Consider the following 25,498-nt stretch of genomic DNA (forward strand, 5'->3'; position numbering starts at 1 on the left):
AGGTTGTGACATCACAGGATAAACAAAATTGATAAGACAGATATTGGGGAGCTTTTCAAACGTTTTTATGAAACGATTCATTCAATTCAGGAGTTTATTAGATGAGAGAATGAAAGGCCATAACTGTTACAATCATACAAAGTACAATAAGCCGTACCAGAAATAGCAGTAAACCAAACAAAAAAACACGCTGAATTTATATTCCTTCAGCGTGTTTTTTCTTTAATCCGCTTCTTTTTATAACGTATATTCCCCTCATTTCCTTATGTTGATCCCTGGATGCTTCTTTTAACGTTTTGAAAAAAAGATTTCGAACCGGATTATTGAAGAATTCCCATATCATAAAAGAGCAAGAGAATAATGATACATAACGCCCATCACAATTTTTGCCTTCTCATCCATTGTGTTGCAATCCACTTTTCTCCAATTATAACTGGTGCTCCACCATGTAAAGTTAGTTCGTTTACATTTTTATCAGTATAGAAATATTCAAAATACACCGCCATTCCCTTTTGAGGGGATACTGAAAAATTTAGTTTTGGAAAAAAGGTTTCTCCCCCTTGTTCTACGTCATTTAAGTACATGACGAGTGTGCTAATTCTATTATTTTTTGCTGCGTTGCTTGTGGGTGAAAAAAAATCAAAATGAGCTTTATACTCTTGGCCAGGAGTGTAGTTAAGAATTTGAATACCATCCCCATGTTCAATGGGTATATTCATAATAGATGATATTCTTTTTTCAACTTTGGTAATGATATCGTTTTCATTTTCTTGAAAAAACATGCCGCTGCTTGTTCTTATCTCATTTACTTCCCGTGTGGTTCCAATTTTTGAACGCTTTATTTTGTCTTTTGACAATGTGATTAATTCGTCACATTCTTCGTCACTCAAAACATTTCCTAAAATGATTATTAAGGGTTCTTCTAATCGGGCAATGATTTTAATTTCTCTATCTTCGGTTTGAATATTATTTCCAGTGTGATTAAAAATAGTTTGTTCTTTAATGGTTGATTGTTCACTATCTGTTATCAACTTTCATCCGCCCCTTAAAAGATTTAATTTTCAGAATAATTTATTGGTGTTTTCTCTGTAGACGATTACCTGTTATAACTATATCATAAATTTAGTTTAAATTTCCAAATTGTTGTAACACAAACTAAAAATAATACGCTCTCGTTAAAGGAAGGCATATAAGCCCAACCCGCGCGGCTATAAAATGATGATGCATTTTCAAATTGCCGTTTTGCATCCGCACGGATTGGTGCAACGATGATTATTTCTAAAGAACTGGCAGAAAAAGCGGGGATATATCCTAAACTTGAATCTATATAACTCAACTTTTGTACCTGGAAAATAAATTCTATTCGCTGGCTGTATTAAGCTTATGGTCTATCGTTTATAGGGCTTGACCCACCATGAAACATGAAAAAACACCTCATTCTCTGGTATAGTGTAATGGACTAGAAAACACTACCATATATAATAGCGAAAATTAGATGGCAGCGGTTCATTGGTAATGGCGAATCAAAGCCTTAATCCTTGCAAGAAGCTGGGTTAAGACCTTGGCTTTTTTGTGTTCCTGTGGCCTTGTGGATGAACTTCTCACTTTTTGCCAGCTTTTAAATAGCTTATAATTATCAGATAATAGTAGATATTTTAATCTATAAGTAATTGTAGTACACTATGATATGGGTATAATTGAAACAGTAAAGGTGTGTGACTAGGTCGCGCCTTGGCTTTATGTGGCGCCTGAGCAGGAGCGCCTGCATTCTTTTTGCAAATTTTATGGTATAAGGGGATGGTAAAAATGAGCAACAGAGAAACGAAAACAGACGTCATCTTAATTGGTGCCGGAATCATGAGTGCGACTTTGGGGACACTTTTGAAAGAATTAGTACCGGACTGGAAAATTGCAGTATTTGAGAAGCTCTCAAAAGCAGGAGAGGAAAGTTCAAACGAATGGAATAATGCGGGAACGGGGCATGCGGCGCTGTGCGAGCTTAACTACACGACTGAAAAGCCGGACGGATCTGTAGACATTAGTAAAGCGATAAACATTAATGAACAGTTTCAAGTTTCAATGCAGTTTTGGTCTTATCTTGTAAACAGCAAGCTGATACATAATCCACAGGAATTTATTATGCCGTTGCCTCATATGAGTTTAGTACAAGGGGAACAAAATGTAACATTTTTAAAGAAACGTTTTGAAGCGCTGTCAAATAATCCGCTGTTCCAAGGTATGGAATTTTCCGATGATCCGGAAAAGCTGATGGAATGGATTCCACTTATTATGCAAGACCGCACAGCGAATGAACCGATAGCGGCAACAAAAATCGACTCTGGAACGGATGTAAACTTTGGCTCTTTAACGCGCATGTTGTTTGACCACTTAGAGAGTCAAAATGTCGATATAAACTACAAACAGAGTGTTCAAGATATTAAACGTACGAGTGACGGCTTGTGGGAATTGAAAGTACGCAATCTCGATAGCGGTATTATCGAACGCCATACTGCAAAATTCGTCTTTATCGGAGGAGGCGGAGGAAGCCTGCATTTATTGCAAAAATCCGGTATCCCTGAAGGAAAGCATATGGGAGGATTTCCGGTAAGCGGAATTTTTATGGTGTGCAAAAATCCGGATGTTGTCGCGCAGCATCATGCAAAAGTATACGGAAAAGCGAAGGTCGGTGCTCCGCCAATGTCTGTTCCGCATCTTGACACACGATTTATCGACAATCAAAAATCGCTGCTGTTTGGACCGTTTGCCGGCTTCTCACCAAAGTTTTTGAAAACCGGTTCACTGTTTGATTTGGTCACGTCCGTAAAACCAGATAATCTCTTAACCATGCTGTCGGCAGGGGCCAAAAATATGTCATTGACAAACTACCTAGTCCAACAAGTGATGTTATCAAAAGAAAAGCGCATGGAAGAGCTGCGTGAGTTTATCCCCAGCGCCAAAAGCGAGGATTGGGATTTTGTAATAGCGGGCCAGCGTGTGCAAGTGATCAAAGATACGGAAGCTGGCGGCAAAGGAACGCTTCAATTTGGTACAGAAGTTGTTAGTGCCGCTGATGGTTCAATCGCAGCATTGCTCGGTGCTTCTCCAGGTGCTTCTACCGCCGTTCACGTCATGCTTGAAGTCATAACAAAATGCTTCCCTGAACACGTGAAAGAGTGGGAACCGAAAATGAAAGAAATGATTCCTTCTTATGGCGTGTCACTAATGGAAAATCCAGAGCTTCTGCACGAAATTCATACTTTAACAGCGCAGACGCTTGGTCTAAGTGAAAAAAAACCGGCCTTTAGTTAATTATTTGGATGTAGAAGCAAAGGTATTGAATGAAAAAGTTTAAGCAACATTTTTTATTAATGGACAATCGTTTCTATTATCGGCGCCTTTTCAAACCGACAGACATTCTCTATAAGACCGATCTATGCGTGCCAAAATAAGGTGGTAGTTGGAAGAGTGGATGCCAGAACAAATCGGTAATCATCCTTGCATTTATAAGAAACGCACCAGCCTAAACAGTCCTGTTTTCTAAAGTAAGGATCTTTTTTCAACCTATATATCTTTGGATTGAAGGCTCTTTTTTCAAAATTCGCAGTTAGAGAGGCTGCAGTGAACCGTATTACAAATAGCGGCAAGTTTCTTATTGCAAAATAAAAGGCCGACTGCAATCAGCAGTCGGCCTTTTATTTATTTCCCATTGCAATAGTCGTATCACCGATTTATCGAGCAAAGGAATTCTATTATTTTGTACTTTCCACAAACAGGTTTTTAAACAAAGCCCTCTAGAACAACCTTGCCAATCGTCCTATTGCTTTCGATCAGCTTGTGGGCCTGACGAACATTCTCTGCTGAAATGGGTCCAAGCACTTCGGCGAGCGTTGTCTTCAATTTTTGATGGTCCACTGCATCTGCGATATGATTAAGCAACAGATGCTGTTCAATCATATCATCCGTTTCATAAAGCGAGCGTGTAAACATAAACTCCCACACGAAGGTGACACTTTTTTGCTTGAGCAGTTTGAGGTCAAGCGGAGAGGCCGGATCATCAATTGCGCATACAACCCCCTGGGGAGAAACGGCTTCACTGATGCCGGTCCAGTGCTTCTCCAAAGCATTCAGGCAGAAAATGTACGGAACATTTGGAAATCCAATTGCCTGAAGCTGTGGAAGGAGCGGGTCATGGTGATTAATGGTATAGTCGGCGCCCATTGATTTAACCCAACTGACAGTTTCCGGTCGGGAAGCAGTTCCGATTACAGTAAGCCCAGCCTGTTTTGCAAGCTGAGTGGCAATGGACCCTACACCCCCGGCTGCCCCAATGATCAGCAGGACCTTTCCTTCGTTGGCACCTGGATCTTGGGAAATAGACATTCGAGTAAATAGCGCTTCCCAAGCTGTGATAGAGGTTAGAGGAAGGGCTGCCGCTTCCGCAAAATTCAAGGAAGCGGGCTTGCGCCCAACGATTCGTTCGTCGACCAGATGGTATTCACTGTTTCCTCCTTGTCGTGCAATACTGCCCGCATAAAAAACTTCATCCCCCGGACGGAATAATGAGCATTCCGGTCCCGCATCTTCAATAATTCCTGCTACATCCCAGCCTAAAATTTTAGGAACTTCTTCAACTTTGTCTTTAGGCGCCCGCACCTTGGTGTCAACCGGATTGACCGATATGGCGGCAACTTTGACCAAAATATCATGACCTGTCGCTTTTGGTTTCTCTACAACTACATCTACCAGGCTTTTTGGATCTTCAATTGGAAGATACCGGGTTAGTCCTACCGCCTTCATTTTATCCATGATAAACCACATCCTTTCTTTACTATTATACCCTTTGTAAGTAATGACTTAAAATAATAACGCTGTTATAACTTCTGCAACACCTAATACAGCTTAATAAATAGTAAGGAGCTGGCTAAGTGGACCGTCAGCATATACACGAGTGAATAACAACTCGGTTACATTCAACCACAGGTCGTCGCTGAAAATAGTCCGTTTATGTGGGGAAGAGTTATCAAAAGCCAGCGAAATGGAGATGCTGTGAGGAATAAATGCAGAGCCTGCGGGGGCCGAAATTTAATGGATTAAAACTGAGTGTGATAAAAAGATGCCGGTAGAGTCATGAATATTAGCGACTTAATTCAGGCTTTGGAAAAACAAAGGCGAACCGGCTTATGGATGGGCGCAAAATATTCAAAACATATTTATTAAATCAAGGGAGTGGAGCATTGTGAAACCAATTGCGGGCTATGAAAATTTAACCGATGCAGAACGGAGATGTTTGTCCGGGCACACCGCATGCATTTATCGTGGCATGAAGGCTAAGAGCGTAATCGGTACGAGCTTGGAAATGTAGGAAAGCCAATTTGCAGGAAGCAGCCATTGATATTCGATTCCTGAAAGGTGAGCAGAGGATATTTACAGAAAAAGGAACGCGATATGAATAAACGATATGATTTTTAAAAACATAGTTAACATTGTGCAAAATTCATGATTAAAAACAAAAAAGAAAAAACCAATATATATTTTTATACTGGCTGTTCACATTGCACTAATGCTTCACTTAACAGTTGAATGTCACTTTGAATTTGTTCCTTAATGTGCGAATCCGGGCATTTATAATAATCATCTATTAGACGACCGAGTTCAGCAGACAGAAGAATAGTCGTATCTTCCAGAATGAGCACTCCTTTTTTGGGTAGTTTATCTTGGTTCAAATGTATTATACATGAAGATTTCTACTATTTTCTACAAAAAAAAAGAAATCGGCCATACAAATCCGTATATTAATACCCTAATTCACAAAAAATATGTTTGAAATTTATAAATAAAAAAATGAATATACAGGAAGCGGATTTTAAGGGGTAAAAGGAGGTTATGCCTGGGTGATTGAATTTATAGTCCACGGCGAACCAATTGTATAAGGAAAGCCACGTGCCGGATTCAATAGTTCAAAGTTTCATAGTGCAGCGTTACATATTGAAATTATTATTAAAATCAGTGAAAAGAGTAGGCGTTTGTATAGAAAAGTCATAGAATGAGAAATATTATTAGACACTCAAAGAAACAAGATAAGGGATAGAGTCTTTATATGTTGGAAAAAGAAAAAAACAAAATAAAAAGGCGCAAAATGCGCTTTAAGAAGACAGTTTGTTTTTCCATTCGAGTGTTTGATTATTCTTTTGTGAAGATTTATATTCTGATTTCGAAAATAAGTTTAATTTTTTTAACATAGAGCCTAATAAAAAAAATAGGCTAACTTCTAAAATTACTAACAATATAAAGATAAAAAGTTCCATTGATAACATAGTGAAGCGACCTCCAGGATAATAAGTCTAATCAAATAGATTAAATTTCAAATACCCAATTTTAAACAAGATAAAACATCTTGCAAGTAAAAAGTGAGACAGTAAGAAGCAGAAACTAGTGAGCAGCAATGGCCGCCAGAGGAAGTCATGGCCTACTGTGGAGAAAAATGTGAAGCTAAACTTCCAGCTAATCTTTGTGAATTAAAACAGAAAAATCAGTCAAAACGTACAGTCAATTCATGAGGAACAAGACGAGGACGTTATCAGTAGAGTGGCGATCATGCTGCATCAAAGGCTATAGGACAACGACTTGAGTTTTAAAGAGCTATTTGAAGCAATAGGTAAATTAACGCCATTGGAAACAAATCCTAATAGGCTGGGAGAGGAAAAAACCCCGTCACATGACAGGGTTGCACAATCTTCTTCATACCGCCATTCAGGCACTTACGAAAGGAAGGATCATATTTTTGGTTAAATCGTCTTTCATAGTGAATGAAGCAGGGTTTCTTTGTATAAGAAGCAAGTTTTCAAAGTTACTTTAATTAGGCCGGATTAGATAATTTGTTTGCAGCCAAAAATTCTTTGATTTCTTTAATGGACAACCCCAAACTTCTAGCGACTTTCATCAGTTCTACCCATTCAGCGTCCAAAAATTCTTCCGTCAGTTTTTTTTGCCCTGCCATTAAGTACCTCCGTTTCCGAAGCGGCTCAGCCATCATAGTCTTTTAGTATAGACCTTAGATCTGGAGCTTTGTGTCCCGGCCTTTCGATCGGTTTACCTTTTTTCATTTTTTGTTATTGCTTCATAGTATAACAAAAGTTGTTTAAGGATCTTGTCGGAATTTGGATTTAGTAAAAATTTTTTGATAGTGAAAACTGATAGAGAATTTTAAGTGGCTTTTGAACGTTTTATGCCATACGGATTCCGTATATATGAGAGAGTAAAAAAAATAAAACATAAGAAAAAGGAAGAGAAAAAACAAAGTTATAAAGATGTCACACAAACTATAAATATAATTGATACGAGGTAGGTAAATTTATATATAATATATCTTATTATGAATCCTATTAAATTAAGTATAAAAACCATATCCAAAACTAGATGATGGAATGCTCACAAACAGTGATTCGATTGGCTTGATTTTTGTGGTCATTGAGCGCGGGCTGATTTAAGGAGAAAATAAGTAATTGATTTCAACAAAAAGCCCGATACTCGTTTGAGCGCCGGGTAATTAATTACCTTTCTTTCATGGAATAAAGGATCTTATTTCTTATATCAGCCGCAAACTTTGCAGCGACATTTTCGTTTACTTGCTTCAAATCGGAATATAGACTAATTATAAAGGAAAGCTTTTCACTAGATGTATTAATTAGACGTAACATAACGTTCAGCGAAATAAGAAAATCAGAATAATCATCTGCCGTTCCAGTGTATATTAATTGAAAAGGGGGTCTGGCAAACCGTTTTCCTGTATAAAATTTTATACAGTCTTCAGGAGTTTCAGAAATAACAGTTCGATACTCTTGCGGATCACGTTCGGGTCTGTCTTCTTTGCAGAGAGTTTTAGCAAGCTCAACTAATTGATCAATAGGTTTATGTCGGAACAAATCTTTTTGTCCTTCTATATCTAATACGTCGTCATGTAGGTGACGCCAATAAATAAATAAACTCCTCATATTAATTCCCTCCCAAAATTCTCCCCGTCTTAGTCCTAGCAATTATTAATACCCTCACCCAATCAAATTAAAACAATGTCTTTCGCGTAATAAGCGCTATCCGGATCGTTTCAACTGGCCAATCATCTGCTGCAGGCTTAATGAAAGAAAAAGAAGAAAATAATAAAGAAAAACACCTAAAAGAGGCAGGCGCTTTTGGGTGTTTACTGTGATTTTGTTCGATTCTTTAATGAATGTGAATGGAATTTCCTGTTCGAATTTCGCCGTTCTTTACAACGGATGCGTAAACACCGAAACTGCCGGCATTGTTTTTGACAATCGACTTTAACACATTCGGGTCTTTCGGAAGGTCTCCTTGCGCAAGCGTAGTCATCACACAACGCGGTGTCGGCTGCAAAATCTTTAGCTGGACGTGACCGCCAATTGTCAGCACCTTACCAACCCAATCATTTTCGACAAACCCTTCTGCATCCGGCAAATGAATAATGATATTTGGTCTGAAGCGTCTTGGCTCAATTCTGCTCTCAGGAATGTATTTTCTAAGAGTATCAATAGTAGAAGTCGTTATAATATGAACCATTGCAATATCGAAAAACGTTTCTTGAGGGGAATTGCGCGTGAAAATTGTTCCTGGATTTCCCAGTTCTTTCATATCCTCTGGTATATAGCCTTCAAACTGGATATCATGTGATGATGGAGTGGCCAGTTGGACAGTTCGGCCAAAGCTTTCTGTAAGTTTTTCATTTTGCGCTTCATCTGTACTTAGCGTTGTCTGGCCATCTGGAAATGTTATGCGCACTGGCGGGAATGGCTTAGACAATTCGGGCGGTTCCGTAAAAGAGGCCCGGTATTGAAACATATTCGGCCATTTAAGCGGGTTTTTTGCGTTTGCCAGTTTGCCTGATGACAAATCGATTACACCAAAGGCTCTGTCTCCCAGCAGTCCTTTTTCCGTTAGATCGCATGCGTTTAGTTCTTCACCCATCATTGATTTAACCGGATATCTCCACAAAGAAGCAATAGTTGCAGAAGTCACCTTGATCACTCTCCTCCTTTTTATTGTCATTATATCTTATTAAATCATAAAATATAGCTACATTCATACTATCAGTCTTTAAGAATGAAAGCACTTTCAATTTTTCGGTCAGCCTTTCACATTTTTAAAGAATTAGAAGAGAGTTATTAAATGATTAAAATACTAGATAGGATGGATATGCAGTTCATTATTGTAGATAAAGAGTATTATTCATTTTTCAGGAGAGGAATAGTGGAACAAGCTATTGAGTAATAAAAATTAAACAAACGACGTTAGAACATCCAATTGGGTGCATTAACAAAATAAGAAGTATAACATGCAGCATAATAAGGAAATATAGCATAACAGGATTGTTGGCGGAGGTATTTGAGCTCTAGCTGATTATTTGATTAGAGCGCTGAGCCCCCTAATTAATCCCGAAAAAATAAAATAAAGAATTTAGTCACTTTTTCATAAAAGTATACTTTTATGAAAAAATCATTGATGCGTGATGTTTTTCCTTGTTTCAATTTGCGGGGTCACTTCATTACATATTTGGGGTATTTAATGTAATCACTCTATTTGAGCTAAGAAGGTTATAAGAAATCAAGATTCGGGAAAAACAAAAGGGGGCAACTTTAATTATTTGACTTTCCCGACTACTTTTCATTTTTAATTTAATATTCATGCAAGTAATTTGATCCAGAAAATTTGATGGTGTGATGGCGTCGCCAGAATAAAACAATTTCCTGTTGTTTCCACATCTGAACCAGATTATAATGACTAAAGATATGTATATATTTTCTTTGGTAAAGGAAACCTTATTGAAAATAAGGGCGCAAAATTATCGGTCTAAAGTTCTGTTAGGAAGTATGATCACTGGGTTCCCGAAGCCCGTTTATACAAGGCTGCTTCCTTAGAAGATCGCTTTTTTATATTTATAGTCAATAACTAAAATAATTGGAGAATCTAAATGGATATTAATTATATTGCCAGCCTATTAAGAAATAGTAAAGATATAGAATTAACAAAGAAAGTAATTGATAGCGTAAGTGCATCCATGTGGTACAGGGATTTAGAGGAAGATTCTCTCTGGGTTTCAAGTGAGGCAGCCAAAATATATGGGTATACGCGAGAAGATTTTGAGAAAAATCCTGAATTATGGAAGGGTTTCATTTTTTCAGAAGACATGAATATCGTTGAAGGTCATATAAAAACATTATTATCAGGCAGGTCGTCTAATATTGAATACAGAATCATTCGTCCCAATGGAGTTATGAGATGGATTCAAGAGAGTGCCCATATTATTGAAAATGATAATGGAAAGGTTATTTTAAGTATAGGGATCATTTTTGATATTACGGAGCTTAAAAAAGCGACGATACAGTTAGACCAAAGTGAAGAACGGTATCGTACTCTTATTAAGCTATCACCCCACGCTATTTTTGTACATCAGGAAGGAAAAATTGTCTATGCAAATCCGGAGTCACTAAAGATGCTGGGGGCAAATGATGTGAATGAGATTTTGGGTAAAAGAATTCAAGAAATCTTTGTGCCTGAAAAGTTAGATAAATTACAAGATCGTCTAGAAAGGCTATTAAGTGGAGAAAGTCTTCCTTCCTGTGAATATAAAGTAAACACGCTGGATGGGAGAGTAATCGATGTAGAATTAAATGCTGCGGCCATCCCGTTTAATGGAAAAACGACTGTAATGGTCGTCAGTCAAGATATTATGGAAAAAAAGAAGCTTCATGAGCAGATAGAGGAAAACCAGCATAGATATAAAGCGTTGTTCGAAAATAACGCTAATGGCGTATACTCTATCGATCTTGATGGATATTTTACGGCTTGCAACAGTGTATGTGAAAAATTAACTGGCTACAGTGAAGAAGAGATTGTAAACAAAGTGCGTTTTAACGACATTGCGATCCCTGAAGAAAAAGAGCAGAAAGCAAAGTATTTTGAATTAGTAAAGAAAGGGATGCCGCAAAACTTTACTACATCCATTTTTCACAAAGATGGATCACTCGTACATTTAAGTAACACACTTGTCCCTATTATGGTAAGTGGACAAGTTGACGGTGTATTTGGAGTATCACAAGATATAACGAAACAAGTAAAACTAGAAAAATACAATGAACACCTGGCATTCCATGATTATTTAACGGGGTTGCCTAACCGAAATATGTTGCATTCACGTCTTTCAAATGAGTTAAAGAAGGCTGCAGAAAAGAAACAAAGCCTCGCTATTTTAATGATTGATCTTGATCGATTTAAAGTCATCAACGATACGTTAGGACATAATATGGGTGATCTTCTCTTAATAGAAGTGACGAAACGTTTGAAGTTATCTGTGCGTGGTAACGATATCATTTTTCGTCAAAGTGGGGATGAATTTATCGTTATTTTAGCAGAAGCCGATAAAGATACTGCTTCAAAGGTTGGGCAACGAATTATGGGTATGCTTGCTGACCCATATAAAATAAAAAATTATGATATTTTCACTTCTGCAAGTATAGGAATCAGCCAGTTTCCTAAAGATGGGGAGACGGCCGAGGCATTAATCAAACATGCTGATTTTGCCATGTATAAAGCAAAGAAAGCAGGTAAAAACAATTATAAGTTTTATTTTTCCAATGAACACGAATTAAATCCGCTGCAAATGGAAGTGGATCTTTATAAAGCGCTGGAACGTGATGAATTACTGTTGCACTATCAGCCAAAACTCAGTTTGAAAACCGGTAATATAGTGGGCGTAGAAGCGTTAATTCGTTGGAATCATCCGGAACGGGGAATGATATCCCCTGCAGCCTTTATCCCTATTGCAGAAGAAACCGGTTTAATTATTCCTATCGGGGAATGGGCGTTGTATACAGCGTGCAAACAAAATAAAGCATGGCAGGAAAAAGGATTTTCATCAGTCATCGCTGTCAATTTATCAGCCACTCAGTTTACTCAAGCCAATTTCGTTCATACGATTGCCTCTATTCTGAATGAAACCGGGCTTGATCCCCAATATTTGGAACTGGAGATTACTGAGAGCATGACACTGGACATTGAACGAACCATTTCCACCTTGCAGCAGCTTAAAAATCTGGGTGTTCACATCAGTATTGATGATTTTGGGACAGGGTTTAGTTCGTTAAACTATTTAAAACAATTCCCCGTTGATACATTAAAGATCGATCAATCGTTTGTCCGCGAACTTTATAACAACCCAAACGATGAAACAATTGTTAAAACCATCATTTCAATGGCTCATAACTTGAACTTAAATGTAGTAGCAGAAGGAATTGAAACCAAGGAACAGCTTGTGTTTCTGCAGGAACATTTATGTAATGAAGGGCAAGGATATTTCTTTAGTAAACCATTGCCTGCAAATGAACTAGAAAACATATTTCAAGAAGTCCAGCAAATGGTCAAAAAGCATGGAATCTCTCAAGATATGAATGAGCGAATGTGGGCGGAAGAATTAATATACAAAGCAAAAAAAGAAATGCAAGACACCGTTCGCTTACAGCAGGGAATGATCTTGAAGTTTAAAAAAATCAATGATCGATTTATTCATACATTGTGTGATGGGGAATTATTATACCGAATGGGGTTAATTCCATCTCAAGTAGTTGGGAAAGCTTTGCATGATTTTCTGCCTATTGAGAGTGCAAAGGAAAAGACAAAATATTACCAGAGAGCCTGGGAGGGAGAAGACCTTGTTACTTACGAGAGCGTAATTAATGGCCTATCATATCTTGCCAGCCTGCGCCCGATTAAACGGGGGGGAGAAGTAATAGAAGTCATTAGTTCATGTGTAGATATAACAGCATACAAAAAAGCTGAGGAAGCATTGCGAGAAAGTGAATACAAATATCGTCTTATTGCCGAAAACATGACCGACTTAATTTGGTTGTTAGACAGCAATGGACAAGTTTTGTATACATCACCATCACACGAAACAGTACTTGGTCTTTCTAAAAAAGACTTTATCGGAAATAAAACAAGCGATAAAGTACACCCAGAAGATGTTGGATATTTCAAAGAGAAGTTGGAGCAGATTGTTAAATCGAAGGCTTCTTCTCAATTGGAATTTCGTTTCTTGCACACTAATGGGAATTGGATATTAGTTGAATGTGTGGGGACACCTGTAATGGGGGAAAATGGTGAAACAGAGCATATTATTATGGTAGGAAGAGATATCACAGAAAAAAGAAAAGCAGAAGAACGGCTGTCAAAGTCAGAGAAATTAACCGTAGTAGGGGAGCTTGCTGCAGGTGTTGCTCATGAAATAAGAAATCCTCTTACATCAATAAAAGGGTTTGTTAAGCTCATGCAACAAGGAATGGTTAATGAGAATTTTTTTGATATCATTTTGGATGAATTTAATCGTATTGAGGAGATTATTAATGAGTTTCTTAATCTAGCTAAGCCACAAGAGATTCAATTAAAGAAAAGTGATCTTAAGAAAATACTAAAAGATGTTGAGACACTGCTGGAATCAGAGGCTCATTTACAAAACGTGCAAATATACCAACAAGTTGAACAGAATATTCCACCAATTACGTGTGATCCAAACTTAATAAAACAAGTGGTTATTAATTTAATTAAAAATAGTATCGAAGCCATGCCTAACGGAGGTTCTGTAAACATTCAGGCTATTAAAGAGGAGACAAATGTTTTAATAAAAATCATCGATAATGGTGTTGGGATTAATGAGGCACGTCTTCAGAAATTAGGGGAACCTTTTTTTAGCAATAAAGAAAAAGGAACGGGTTTAGGCTTAATGTTGTGCTTCAGGATTATAAGTCAGCATAAGGGGACAATCATATTCCAAAGTAAAGAAAATCAAGGTACGACTGTTGAAGTGAGGCTGCCCCTTTCTTAAAAAAATCACGCATTAGGTAATAAAATAAATGTTTATTTTACTACGTCATTATAGAGCACATAAAAAATGCTGGAGAGCCAGATTGGATGTTCCTTAAGCGTCATTGCTGAATTATTTATTGATCATCTGAAAAATAAATATATCGTTTTATTCAAGAATGTACAAAAAACCAGATTCATGTTTCAGAATCTGGTTTTTTTAGATATTCTGTGTATGGAGCCTTATTTCTATATACGATTCCCATTACAGACATAAATAGCTTTTGAATTTTATACTGCTCTTTTAAAGTCTCATTTTAAAATCTTGATAGCCAAATTCACGCACGACCTGACAATCTCCATCTTTATCTTGTACAGCGATGGCTGGAAGTGCCATACCGTTAAACGTCGTATTTTTCACCATTGAGTAAATCGCCATATCACCAAAAACTAATCGATCACCGCTCTTTAATGGCTGATCAAACGAATAATCTCCTATCACATCGCCTGCCATACAAGTTTGGCCGCCAAGCCGGTACAAAAACGGTTTCTCTCCTGCTTCTCCTGAGCCGAAAAGAGGGGGACGATAAGGCATTTCCAGCACATCAGGCATATGACAAGAGGCAGAAGTGTCAAGAATGGCAATATCAATTCCATTTTGCATTGTATCAAGAACAGTCGTCACCAGATATCCTGCATTGAGCGCAACGGCTTCGCCTGGCTCTAGGTAGACTTCTAACCCGTATTTCTCCTGCATTCTCTTAATACAATCCTCAAGTAAAGAAATGTTATAGTCTTCCCTCGTGATATGATGGCCGCCGCCAAAGTTGATCCATTCCATCTGCGGGAGCCATTGTCCAAACTTTTCTTCTACTGCCTGAAGAGTGGTTGCTAAATCGTCAGAGTTCTGCTGGCAAAGTGTGTGGAAATGCAGCCCTGAAACACCTTCAAGCAATTCGGGACGAAACTGCTCTTTCGTTACACCGAACCGGGAACCTGGTGAGCATGGATCGTAAATGGCATGCCCATCTTGAGTGGAGCATTCAGGATTTATGCGCAAGCCAACTTTTTTACCAGCTTTAAGCACTTTCTCTTTAAATTTTTCCACCTGTGAGAAGGAATTAAAGATGATGTGGTCACAAATCGAGATAATTTCATCGATTTCATCCTCACGGTAGGCAGGGGCAAAGACATGATTTTCTTTGCCCATTTCCTCGTAACCGAGGCGTGCCTCGTATAAGCCGCTTGCTGTCGTACCACTTAAATGCTCTGCAATGAGAGGATACATCTTATACATAGAAAATGCTTTTTGTGCCAAAATAATCTTGCATCCCGTACGTTCCATGACTCCGCTCAGGATTTTTAGATTTTTTTTCACAAGATTTTCATCGACAACATAACATGGTGTTGGTAATTCTTCAAACCGCATCTTAACGAACAAACCCCGACTCTTTAGCTTTAATAGGCTCAGAGTCTACAAGATCGGGACAAAGATCTTCTTGCCATGGAAGTCCCCACTTGTTCAATGCATCCATGAATGGATCTGGATCAAATTCTTCAATATTGTATACGCCTGGTTTGTTCCATTTTCCAGTCATCAACATCATCGCACCGATCATAGCAGGAACGCCTGTTGTATAAGAAACAGCCTGGGAACCCACTTCTCTATAGCACTCTTCATGGTCACAAACATTGTACACGTAATACGTTTTATCTTTTCCGTCTTTTTTACCTTTAAAGATACAGCCAATATTTGTTTTGCCTTTTGTACGTGGTCCAAGGGAAGCAGGATCAGGTAGTACTGCTTTCAAGAATTGAAGCGGAATGATTTGTTTTCCTTCAAATTCAATAGGCTCAATGGAAGTCATTCCAACGTTTTCAAGGGCCTTCAAGTGAGTAAGGTAACTTTCACCAAATGTCATGAAGAAACGGATACGCTTAATGCCAGGGATATTTACAGCAAGAGATTCAAGTTCTTCGTGGTAAAGCAAATACATATCTTTCTCGCCAACTTCAGGGAAGTTATAAACGCGTTTGATTTCCATCGGTTTCGTCTCGACCCATTCGCCGTTTTCCCAATATCTTCCGTTAGCTGAAACTTCACGGATATTGATTTCAGGATTGAAATTTGTTGCAAACGGATAGCCATGATCCCCCGCATTACAGTCGAGAATATCGATATATTCAATTTCATCAAAATGATGCTTAAGCGCATGAGCAGAAAATACACCTGTTACACCAGGGTCAAATCCACTGCCTAAAAGAGCTGTAATACCAGCCTTTTCAAAGCGTTCGCGATAATCCCATTGCCATTTATATTCAAATTTCGCCGTATCTTCCGGCTCATAGTTCGCTGTATCCATATAGTTTGTTTTTGTTGCCAGGCAGGCATCCATGATTGTTAAATCCTGATATGGTAAAGCTAGGTTCATGACGATATCTGGTTTTACCTCTTCAATTAAAGCAATCAACTCGTCCACATTGTTTGCATCAACTTGTGCAGTTGTAATTTTTGTTTTGCCACCATCTAATTTAGCTTTTAAGTCATCACATTTTGATTTTGTACGACTTGCGATACAAATCTCTTCAAATACATCACTATTTTGAACACATTTATGGATGGCTACTGATGCCACTCCACCACAACCGATAATAAGCGCTTTTCCCATTCTTCTATCTCCCAACTAAATTTTTTGTGAAGCAAAGAGGGATTCCATAATAGCCTATGGAAAAAAGATTATTGTAAAACCCCTCAAAGTTTTGAACAACAAAAAAGCAAGTGCAAAGCGCACAATCGCGCACAACACTTGCTTCAGATACATTTATCAATATTAAAAAGCATGAGTATATGCGTAATGAAAATCGTATATACGGCTACCTTTAAAAGTCCTCGGACATTATAGTAGAAAGCTTATTAATATTTAAAATATATCTTCATAGGATCAGAGTCTATACAGCAAATAATTATTTTGCCACTCTTATTGACCGTTTCACAAGTTGTGTGCACATGCACTGGTTGTTAAAGTAACCAACTTATAAAATTTGAGCTTCTAACTCAATCAATAAGGCAACTGAAGTTGCCAATCGGCATTTGACCCGGCTGTCCGTATGGCCTTAACTTCTTTAAGGGAAGTGGTCAAAAATTATCTACTCGGAAAGACTCGAGCATTTTGAATATTAGCTTTCCAAATCACGCTTCTCCATATTATCAGCATGTAATGAAAATAGCAATCAGCAAGTTTAAAAATTATTTAATAACTCACTCTTGGACTTGTAAAAAAAACACCTCCAAGTTATTTTTCAGGTAATCAATACCCGTTTTCCAACTTAAAAGTGCTTTTTATTTGTTTCTCTATAGGCTTAGTCCCGTAATGAAGTTTCTCTTTTTAATTAGATGGCTCATCAACAACTTCCTGATCCTCTAAGGCCTTTCTGGCTTCTGCATTAATTTTTTCAACCTCGGTATTTGTTTCTTTCACTTCAGCACTTGCTTCACTCACTTTTTCATTTGATTCTTCAAGATTTTCCTCTGCCTCTTCAATTTGATCTTCTGCTTTTTCGGCCTCGCGCTCAGCTTGTTCCACTTTATTATTAGCAGCCTTAGCGTTTTCAATAGCTTTCATCATCTCAGCACTGGCTTTTTCTGAATTGGCAGCAGCTTCTAAAGCTGCAGTGTTAGCTTCTTTCACCATTGCGGCGGCCGAATTTAATTCTTCTGCCAGATCATCGATATTCATTTTAGATTCTTCCAGATTAAATACAATATTTTCTGTATTATTTCCATTGTTTTCAAGTGTATGGAGATTTTTTTTAAGGTCCTCTCTAAATTTTGCTGATTCAGCAGTGAGCTTTTCTGAAGCCGGTTCCCATAATTCTGTCACGACACCTTTTAAAAGACCGAGGCAGATACAGGCATACAGCAAAACAGCCCACCATGTTTTATAGAAAGGCTTTTTTGGGCGCAGCAGTTTTGCAGATGGCACTTTGTGAACACCCCCTGTATATGATCCACTATATAATGAACGCAACAACTAATTGGAAATGCTTCTCTCATTTTATATTCTTCTTTTATCCCATATATGACGAAAACAGAGGGGCTTGCTGAATGGCGCTATAGGGGTAGTTATTAATATTGCCTCAGCCGTCGTTTAAAATGGTGATCGTGCAGGCGCAACTTATACTGTCTTTAAGCCATGCAGTTTTTGGATTTGCAAAAAATACTGGCTTTATTTATGTATGCTCAACAAGTAATCCATTGTAACATAATCGGAATAGACGGCGTTGAGACAAAAATTAGTTCTGCAATGACAAATATTAATAAATTTGATATGGGCGCACATAGCCTGGAAGGGGTGTTAATCTACGTTTTAGCAAGCCAGAAGAAATCGCTAAACTGACGCGGCTTTTTTATTTATTTAGTTTTGTTAGCGACTAGTGTCGATTTCCTTGTTAAGCTAATGCAAATGGGCAGTCTAGTTGAAGCAGGAAATCAACACAGTTTTAGCCAAATTTAACAAGATAAATTATAGATGTGTAATGTAATAAATTTAACAAACATATTCAATTTCCGAATTTAAGGATATAATTAAGCAATATAGAGATAAGGACGTGGGAATAATGAACAAGATCTCAATTGTTGCGAAATATCTTACTGATAATTCTGAGTTATTAGCTATTAAAATCGTTGATGATATTCTGCAAAGGCTTGAGATTGAACTCCCTAAAGAAGAGCTAACGTATTATAACGGTGTTTACAAGGAGTTTATAGAGTTTCTGGCCGAGTCTATTACATTAAATGAAAATAAAGTGCCGCATGGGTTTATCGAAATGAGCAAAAAAAATGGAGAGCGCCAGGCAGCTCTAAAGGGAAGAATTTCAAGCATGATAGGACGCTATCCTGCTATTCGATTAGGCTTTATAGAACAAATCACGAAAATCTCTACAGAACATGGACTTTCTACAGAGGATACGGTCACGCTAAATAAAACGGTCAGCTATATGCTCGACGTCAGCGTTACAGAGACCATACTTGCCTTTGAAAGACAAACAGATAATCTTCTTGATGAAAGAGAGAGAGAGATTAATGAAAAACAAAGAGCGATTAATGAATTATCGGCTCCCATTGTACCTATTCAAGATGGGATTGCGATTCTTCCATTGATTGGGAGTGTTGATTCAGAAAGAGTTGAACATATTTTGAATAAGGTTTTGCCAGATATCCCCCGGTTAAAAGTTGAGTATCTTATTATTGATTTTTCTGGCATCGTGACGATCAATACAGACGTTGCACGTCATTTATTTAGAGTATATGATGTTCTTCGTTTGTTGGGAATAAATGTACTCTTTACTGGCATTCGCCCGGATTTAGCTACAAAAGCTATTAGTGGAGGAATCGATTTTTCGTCGATTAAGACATTTGCAAATGTGAAGCAGGCGATAGAGAACATAAAGTAACATCTCAATTGCCATTACGATTTATTCTATACTTTTTTATTGGGACAGTCCTGTTTCTGTAGATTTTAGTCACGATATAAAATAAAACTCCGCTTTAAAAAAGGCGGAGTTTTAAGGAAAGAAAAAAACTGTCTCAAAAGGGACAGTATAGTGAAAAATAAATTTTTTACATTGCTAATTTAATATCACTATTAGGAGGGTATTAACCTTAATGGTTTCCTGGCACATACGCTCCGCTCAAGAAGGCACTCCTTAATTGGTCAAGTAAAGAAAAATAGTACACCGTTTATGTAAAAATAATGCACGCCGCAGCGTGCTTATTTATTCAATTCCCGTTTTTTAATAACTTCCCAAAACTGCCGTATTTCCTCGCGCTGGTCTTCTGGAACTTCTCTTTCATCTCTTTGAAAAGGTTAAGGTACATCTTATTAAGATTCAACTATATTATTTGCGCTTTGGTATAAGCCGGACGGGAGGATTCCATCTTCAGACAGTATGTATTCATGGCATTTCATTAATGCCGTTTTGATTGAGTCAGGCACTCTTTTTTCATCATAAGCACAGACTAAAAATAATCCCTGTTCGCCGACTAAGCGGTCAGCTTCATTTTCAAATTCTTCTAGTACGGTTAAGATTTCCTTCTGGTCACTCCATTCTACATGTGCCCAGATTCGGAAAGAGACATTCTTTTCATTGAAAGGTTTTAACGTTTCAGAAAGATATTCAAAAATGGTAGGAGGGTGGAAACTTCCATTTGAAAAATAATAATCAAAGTTATTGATAGTGTGAATATGTGTCAGTTGTTCCTTTGTTAAAACACTTTCTAATTCCGCATACATGAGGGAGAGCAATCTTTCGTTTTCTATCACAAAAATATGTTCGTTCTGCTTAACAGCGGAAAGAATGTATGAAACAAGGTTGTTTATATAAGGCTTCAGCTCGGCCACACTATAGAAAATATGGACGCTGTCATTCTCTTTAATCAGTTCAGAGAATTTATTTTCCACTTTATCGCTCCTTTCGGTTTATTTTCTTATTAGGCGATTAATACGGGATGTGCAAAAAGTTCCATTCGATATGCGAGACATAAATCACAACGCAGCATATTTATTTAACCCTCTTTTTTGATAACTTCCCAAATATGCCGCAGTTCCTTCAACTGTTCTTCTAGAACTCTTTTCATCTCTTTGAAAAAAGTTAATGATTTTAACCCTATAAGCATTTTCTCATAGTAATCATTAAAATTCTATACCCTTCGCTCGATTAATGATAAAAGTATTTTATAGGAGACGATGCTGATACTGCTGGAGTTATATACGACGCTTATTATGATTTTAAAGAAATACCAGAAACGAGGCTTCAGCACGTTGCATTTTAAAATTAGCTGAGGATCTTTATAAGAAAAGCACGCATATTAATCACGCAAAAATCGTGAAATAAAAAAAGTCCTCACAGATTGACTGCAACGATGGTTTTCAGTAATGACCATTTCCAGACTCAACTCATTTTGGACGGTTTTAGTTGTAGAAGATTTTGTTTTTCTTAAAAGTTTTTGAATTTCTCCCGTTTCAAGAAATACAGCAATTCTATCAGAGATTTCGTGTGTAGATCCGGAGGCACTAATTCCATTCTACCTTGAAAACGTTTGCAATTATTCCTTTAACCAATAGTAAGAACGAAAATCTTTTATGACTAATTTCTTTGCAAGTGGAGACCGCAAAATAATCATCTTCTTTATTTTTTTAACTAAATATACTGTAAATGTAACTTTATTTCCATATGGATAATGAATATTATGCGCCCAAAAACTAAAAGGAGTGGCAGCTTCTAGAAGAACGGTTACTTGCTAAAAAGGACCCATAATGGAGTATATGAAAGCAGGATAAAGAAAGAAGAAGCAATCCGTAATAGACCGCTATTGTTGAATAAATGGTTCTGTCGATAATCGACCAAAAAGAAAAAGAACCTAAGGCGGTTCTTCTTATTCTACAACTTCAAATGGAGTAACAAGCCCCCCAATGGTCGCTCGATATTGACCGGGAGTTAGTTCATACTTCAAATCATCTACATCAAAACCTATTGTAGACAATTCACCTGGGGGATAGACAATTCCCTCCTGTGTGAAAGAGTCTGAGTCTGCTTTCATTGGCACGCTGTACCATACATCTTCTACCTTTTTTTAAAGGAAAACGTGAGCGTCTGTCGTGTATTCTGTGTTGCTGTCATTTTGGATTTCAATGATAATTTTATCAACTGATGTTAAATATTGGTCTTTTTTCTGTAGTAATGGTCACACCGTTTTCTGAGCTTAAACGTTCTTGAGCAGGTGCTTCTTCTGTAAGGTTATTGCCTACATCATTCACTGCTTGTAAATCATTTGATTGACATCCTGCTGAGAAAACAATGAACACCGAAAAACAAAGAGTAATCAGTGAGCTTTTCGTCACTATTAAAACACCTCCCGCCATCTTCATTATACAAATAATTGGATTGTAAATCAGTAAGAGCGTTACTTAACAGTTCGTCCCAAGAGATTAAAAAGTATTAAAGCCCTACTAAAAAGTAGGGCTCCAAATATCATTCTTTGATTCGGTTTTCGTTGACCCACCAATCGATGTGGTCTAAATCAAAAATGAAAATTCCACTAACCGGTTTTTTATGAGGAAGCTTTTTTTGAGCGATTAAGTCTTGAATTTCCTCATGAGTTAGTGGGAAGCTGATCGAATCAAGGTAAGGAATTAAATTATTTATGCCCTGGATTCTTCTCATTTCATCACCTCCCACCAAAATTTCTCTTCACCTTAGGAGGAGCGGAGAAAAATTCGTGTAAAGGATCAAACGAGTAGATCTATAAGGATATATACCCACATTAAAAGTGATTTACACATGTAAATCACTAACATTATGTTTATTCTGTATCGTAAGGAGAGAGCGTTTTGATAAGAATCGGAGAATGGAAAAAGGTCAAAATCAGGGGCATCTACACGCTCGGCTGCGTCAGCATTATCACGCAGAGCGAATGGCCTTGTCCGAATAAAAATAGTATCTGGAGTAAGGATGTGAGCGATGTTTCATTCAGCAATATTACTGAAATAAGGCGGTGTAATAGTGAAGCAGTTAGATTTACTCCGGGAAATCATTGTCGATAATTTTGCCGGCGGCGGGCAGTACCGGCATCGAGCTTGCTGCTTATCACAATTATCACAATAGCAGAATTTAACGCGGGAAAGGTTTAAGGCAGCGAAGAATTGGCAGTGTTTGCATAAAAAAAGCCAGAGGGGGCTCTGACTATGCTGTGTTAATGGGAAATATAAACTTGGAAGGCTGGGACTGCCTTACCACTAACAGTATGGTCCAGTTCAGAAAGTTTTATACAAACAAAATAAAAAAGCCAGGAGTCCCCATGAAAATCCTTTTTTGTCTTGCAGATGATATATATATGAGAAGAAAAAGCTCTTGACGTTGAAGGTAATAATTTGACGAAAAAGGAGATAATAAAGTGGAAGTCAGGGCAGGTCTATCCAATTTAATGAAGGAGATGACAAAGTGGAAGTCAGGCCAGATCTATGCAAAACAACGGATGTTAACGAAATTTACAATGAAATGCCTGAGCCAGTGAAACCAACGGGACAAAACTTGGCAAGTGAACTTTATAAGCATTTAAAAAAAAGAGCTGAAGACTTTGACAACAAACTAGATGGCAGCCAAGGGGTGGGGGTTAGGCTTATTCCATCTGGGCAGTCAGTCACTTTTCAGGTAACGGCATTAGGTTACTGTGATCCCAGCTTAATCATTTTTGCGGGAGTTACGGAGAGTGGATTGGAAGTGCAGTTGATGCAGCATGTATCCCAGCTTAATTTTTTATTAATGGCAATGCCTCGACCGAATCCTGAAGAGCCTAAAATCCCATTTGGTTTCATCCAATAATAAAAAGGTCACTCAAGAGTGGCTTTTTTTCTTTGATCTAAAACAAACCCAATGAAAGGAGGGAGATGGCGGAACCAAGAAATCCGAAGCGGGATGAAGGATTTCAACTGTGGCTAAACAATATCGAGATTGCAGCCGAGTTGGACGTTTCCGATTCGCAGACCAGCCCCGTAAGTAAAAAACTTCCTTCATTAGCCGCTTATTCTTCAGAGTAACTGTCTATAATAGTGGGCAGGGTTTCAAATAAGAATAAAAATTAATGAAAAAAAGCTGCATGCCTATTACAAATTGAAACAGTGAGAGGGATTTCAGTGGAAAATAAATTCAAAGATATAAAACGTGTTGCGAATATAGATGAATTTGTGGATTCTTTAGAGTTTGATCAGCTGCCTATGGTAGAGGAAGAGATGTCACTTTATCATTACACAAGTATTTATGGCTTAGAAGGAATCATTAAGAATAAAGAATTATGGCTGTCTAAAAGTGAATTTTTAAATGATAAATTAGAACTCAAATATACCCTGGATACGGTTATGATGCTGATAGAACAATTTTCAGGAGCAGATAAGGTCACTGAAGAATTAGTTTTTAAAGAATGGATTAAGCGATCAATTCAAAATAAATTCTTTTCACTGGAAATTTATACTTTATCATTAAGTACAAATAAAGACTCAAATCTTCTCTGGTCGAATTATGCAAATAATGATGGATATAACATTGAATTTATTTACTCAGAATTGCTCCATTTATTAAGTGAAAATATTGCCAAAAGCCATGAACCGAAAAAAGTGTTTGTTTTTCCTTACGCTGTTATTTATAACAAAGAAGAACAATTAAAATTACTTAGAAAGGAATTAACAAATCTATATAAAATCTTTCTGTGTGCATTTGATAAAAATGATGAGACCCTTTATTACAAATATGGCGCTAAGCCATTAGCCAATATTGTAACGTACTCTATCTTTTTTAAAGATTCTAGTTTTCATCAAGAAGAAGAATTTAGATTTGCTGTTTATTTCACAGATGAAAGATATGCGAAAAAGGTCACGAAATTTCGAATTGGAAATGGGGTTTTTATTCCTTATATCCCTCTTTCTGTTGGAAACAACAATAATAGAAAATTTATACAAAGCATTACGATTGGTCCGAAAAACAGTTTAGACATTGCTGAAGCAGGGATGGAGCACTTTTTAGATAACAACGATATGACAGAAGTTGAAGTAAAAAAATCTAAAATACCTTATCGGTATTAAAGCATCCCGCTCCGGATGCTTTTTCTTCTTACAGAAAAGAGGTGACACAACTGCTGTCTGTCACACACAACGATGGCCGGTCGGAGCCGCTTCTGAACATGTAGAATTGTAAACAATTATAGAATGCAATAAAGGAAGGAGGCGAAGGATATACAGGTATAAGCTGATTTCCAGGGGAATTGGAATAATTTCTTGGGGATATTCCCTTAATCTTTTAAATTTTTAGCCGATAATAATTCATCGCTTTAATCTCGAAATTAAGAAATACGCATAAAAAGCCACGGATCCGCTGCAAATGCAGTCGTGGCTTTTTCGTTTTATGAAATCCGTATAATGAATAAATTTTGTGTTTAGGAACTTGGAAATACTCTTCGAACAGCATCACTAAATTCGTCAAAGAATCCTTCAACGGGTTCGCCTGCCTCAACCCGATCAGCATAATCCTTCATTTGAGTGCTGAAATCTGGATCTTCCGAAACATACACCTTCTCAATAGAAGTGTCCGCTTCTTTTACTTTTTCCTCGATTCTATTTTTCAGTTCATTATTTACTTTTGTACCATTTTTTAAATCAATGGCAGCGTAAGCAGTCTGATCTGTTACAAGTACTGTCGCTCCATCTACCTCTTCCAGTTCTTCAACACGGTCAGCAGCCTTTTGGGCCAAGTTCAAATTAGCTTGATTGGCTTGATCAGCGTCGTCCATGTCATTGTCTGCTGTTTGATTATTTGTGGACATGTTTTCCGCTGGGGCATTATCCGCTCCGTCTGAAGCATTATTATCATCACCCATACAAGCTGCAAGTAAAAACATAGTCATAAAAGCTGTCACATAAATCGATATTTTCTTCATTGAAAGTCCTCCCTTATATCATTTAACAAAAGATATCCTCTCCAGTGTTTTAAATAATTATTCAGAAAGGGAGAAAAGAGGAACAGCTTTATGAAACTCTTAAAGGGATTTTTATCGATCTGATTATGACTTCTGTTTATAGAAGGTCAT

The 25,498-nt window shown here is 37.5% G+C and carries 19 protein-coding genes, 1 pseudogene and 2 riboswitches; of the genes and pseudogenes, 6 read left to right on the top strand and 14 right to left on the bottom strand.

Going from position 1 to position 25,498, the window contains the following annotated elements:
* Nucleotides 1–377 precede the first annotated feature (377 nt).
* Nucleotides 378–1,031, bottom strand: coding sequence for a 2OG-Fe(II) oxygenase (locus tag BA724_RS04620; RefSeq protein ID WP_069937505.1), 654 nt, complete (start codon nucleotides 1,029–1,031; stop codon nucleotides 378–380).
* A gap of 775 nt (nucleotides 1,032–1,806) precedes the next feature.
* Between BA724_RS04620 and BA724_RS04625 the strand changes: the two genes are divergently transcribed.
* On the top strand, nucleotides 1,807–3,309 hold the full coding sequence (locus BA724_RS04625) for a malate:quinone oxidoreductase (RefSeq protein ID WP_069937506.1): 1,503 nt from the start codon (nucleotides 1,807–1,809) through the stop codon (nucleotides 3,307–3,309).
* Between the two features lie 468 nt (nucleotides 3,310–3,777).
* On the opposite strand, the gene BA724_RS04630 is transcribed toward BA724_RS04625, so the two are convergent.
* The 4 genes from BA724_RS04630 to BA724_RS04640 form a co-directional block, all read right to left on the bottom strand.
* Complete coding sequence (locus tag BA724_RS04630) at nucleotides 3,778–4,806, bottom strand: zinc-binding alcohol dehydrogenase family protein (protein ID WP_069937507.1); 1,029 nt, start codon at nucleotides 4,804–4,806, stop codon at nucleotides 3,778–3,780.
* Nucleotides 4,807–6,856: 2,050 nt separating this feature from the next.
* On the bottom strand, nucleotides 6,857–6,997 hold the full coding sequence (locus BA724_RS17840; RefSeq protein WP_083256109.1) for an anti-repressor SinI family protein: 141 nt from the start codon (nucleotides 6,995–6,997) through the stop codon (nucleotides 6,857–6,859).
* A gap of 16 nt (nucleotides 6,998–7,013) precedes the next feature.
* A riboswitch (cyclic di-GMP riboswitch) is annotated at nucleotides 7,014–7,104 on the bottom strand.
* Between the two features lie 446 nt (nucleotides 7,105–7,550).
* Nucleotides 7,551–7,991: a hypothetical protein gene (locus BA724_RS04635; protein ID WP_069937508.1), complete on the bottom strand. Its 441-nt coding sequence runs from the start codon at nucleotides 7,989–7,991 to the stop codon at nucleotides 7,551–7,553.
* A gap of 226 nt (nucleotides 7,992–8,217) precedes the next feature.
* Nucleotides 8,218–9,027, bottom strand: a complete 810-nt coding sequence (locus BA724_RS04640) for an MOSC domain-containing protein (RefSeq protein WP_245676146.1) — start codon at nucleotides 9,025–9,027, stop codon at nucleotides 8,218–8,220.
* 783 nt (nucleotides 9,028–9,810) lie between these two features.
* Nucleotides 9,811–9,898, top strand: a riboswitch (cyclic di-GMP riboswitch).
* Nucleotides 9,899–9,979: 81 nt separating this feature from the next.
* Between BA724_RS04640 and BA724_RS17845 the strand changes: the two genes are divergently transcribed.
* A complete protein-coding gene (locus BA724_RS17845; RefSeq protein WP_083256071.1) occupies nucleotides 9,980–13,885 on the top strand; it encodes a PAS domain S-box protein in 3,906 nt (1,301 codons plus the stop codon).
* Nucleotides 13,886–14,167: 282 nt separating this feature from the next.
* Here the strand turns inward: BA724_RS17845 and nspC are convergent, their stop codons facing one another.
* From nspC to BA724_RS04660, 3 genes are all read right to left on the bottom strand, one after another.
* On the bottom strand, nucleotides 14,168–15,292 hold the full coding sequence (nspC, locus tag BA724_RS04650) for a carboxynorspermidine decarboxylase (protein WP_069937850.1): 1,125 nt from the start codon (nucleotides 15,290–15,292) through the stop codon (nucleotides 14,168–14,170).
* 1 nt (nucleotide 15,293) lies between these two features.
* Nucleotides 15,294–16,532 carry a saccharopine dehydrogenase family protein gene (locus BA724_RS04655; RefSeq protein WP_069937510.1) on the bottom strand — a complete coding sequence of 413 codons (1,239 nt, stop codon included), beginning with the start codon at nucleotides 16,530–16,532 and terminating at the stop codon, nucleotides 15,294–15,296.
* Between the two features lie 717 nt (nucleotides 16,533–17,249).
* The gene (locus tag BA724_RS04660) at nucleotides 17,250–17,846 is read right to left on the bottom strand and encodes a hypothetical protein (protein WP_069937511.1); all 597 of its coding nucleotides are present in this window, start codon (nucleotides 17,844–17,846) and stop codon (nucleotides 17,250–17,252) included.
* Between the two features lie 634 nt (nucleotides 17,847–18,480).
* On the opposite strand from BA724_RS04660, the gene BA724_RS04670 reads away from it, so the two are divergent.
* The gene (locus tag BA724_RS04670) at nucleotides 18,481–19,317 is read left to right on the top strand and encodes an STAS domain-containing protein (RefSeq protein ID WP_069937513.1); all 837 of its coding nucleotides are present in this window, start codon (nucleotides 18,481–18,483) and stop codon (nucleotides 19,315–19,317) included.
* A 428-nt stretch (nucleotides 19,318–19,745) separates the two neighbouring features.
* Here the strand turns inward: BA724_RS04670 and BA724_RS04675 are convergent, their stop codons facing one another.
* From BA724_RS04675 to BA724_RS04685, 5 genes and pseudogenes are all read right to left on the bottom strand, one after another.
* The gene (locus BA724_RS04675) at nucleotides 19,746–20,324 is read right to left on the bottom strand and encodes an MEDS domain-containing protein (protein ID WP_069937514.1); all 579 of its coding nucleotides are present in this window, start codon (nucleotides 20,322–20,324) and stop codon (nucleotides 19,746–19,748) included.
* A 407-nt stretch (nucleotides 20,325–20,731) separates the two neighbouring features.
* On the bottom strand, nucleotides 20,732–20,941 hold the full coding sequence (locus BA724_RS19110) for a hypothetical protein (protein ID WP_342669990.1): 210 nt from the start codon (nucleotides 20,939–20,941) through the stop codon (nucleotides 20,732–20,734).
* A 357-nt stretch (nucleotides 20,942–21,298) separates the two neighbouring features.
* Nucleotides 21,299–21,484, bottom strand: a pseudogene (locus tag BA724_RS19200) (immunoglobulin-like domain-containing protein); the annotation flags it as partial.
* An 82-nt stretch (nucleotides 21,485–21,566) separates the two neighbouring features.
* Entirely contained in the window at nucleotides 21,567–21,764 is a 198-nt protein-coding gene (locus tag BA724_RS04680; protein WP_069937515.1) for a hypothetical protein, read from the bottom strand.
* Between the two features lie 130 nt (nucleotides 21,765–21,894).
* On the bottom strand, nucleotides 21,895–22,086 hold the full coding sequence (locus BA724_RS04685) for a hypothetical protein (RefSeq protein ID WP_069937516.1): 192 nt from the start codon (nucleotides 22,084–22,086) through the stop codon (nucleotides 21,895–21,897).
* Between the two features lie 777 nt (nucleotides 22,087–22,863).
* Here BA724_RS04685 and BA724_RS04690 point away from each other — a divergent pair.
* The 3 genes from BA724_RS04690 to BA724_RS04695 all read left to right on the top strand — a co-directional run bounded on the left by BA724_RS04690 (nucleotide 22,864) and on the right by BA724_RS04695 (nucleotide 24,497).
* On the top strand, nucleotides 22,864–23,244 hold the full coding sequence (locus BA724_RS04690) for a DUF6173 family protein (protein WP_083256072.1): 381 nt from the start codon (nucleotides 22,864–22,866) through the stop codon (nucleotides 23,242–23,244).
* 65 nt (nucleotides 23,245–23,309) lie between these two features.
* Nucleotides 23,310–23,459: a phage terminase small subunit-related protein gene (locus BA724_RS18250; protein ID WP_141719872.1), complete on the top strand. Its 150-nt coding sequence runs from the start codon at nucleotides 23,310–23,312 to the stop codon at nucleotides 23,457–23,459.
* Between the two features lie 96 nt (nucleotides 23,460–23,555).
* Nucleotides 23,556–24,497 (top strand): DUF2971 domain-containing protein, encoded by a 942-nt coding sequence (locus BA724_RS04695; protein ID WP_069937517.1) that lies wholly within the window; start codon nucleotides 23,556–23,558, stop codon nucleotides 24,495–24,497.
* Between the two features lie 350 nt (nucleotides 24,498–24,847).
* Here the strand turns inward: BA724_RS04695 and BA724_RS04700 are convergent, their stop codons facing one another.
* A complete protein-coding gene (locus BA724_RS04700) occupies nucleotides 24,848–25,348 on the bottom strand; it encodes a YhcN/YlaJ family sporulation lipoprotein (RefSeq protein WP_069937518.1) in 501 nt (166 codons plus the stop codon).
* Nucleotides 25,349–25,498 lie beyond the last annotated feature (150 nt).

The sequence above is a fragment of the Domibacillus iocasae genome (assembly GCF_001750285.1).
GTDB lineage: Bacteria > Bacillota > Bacilli > Bacillales > Domibacillaceae > Domibacillus > Domibacillus iocasae.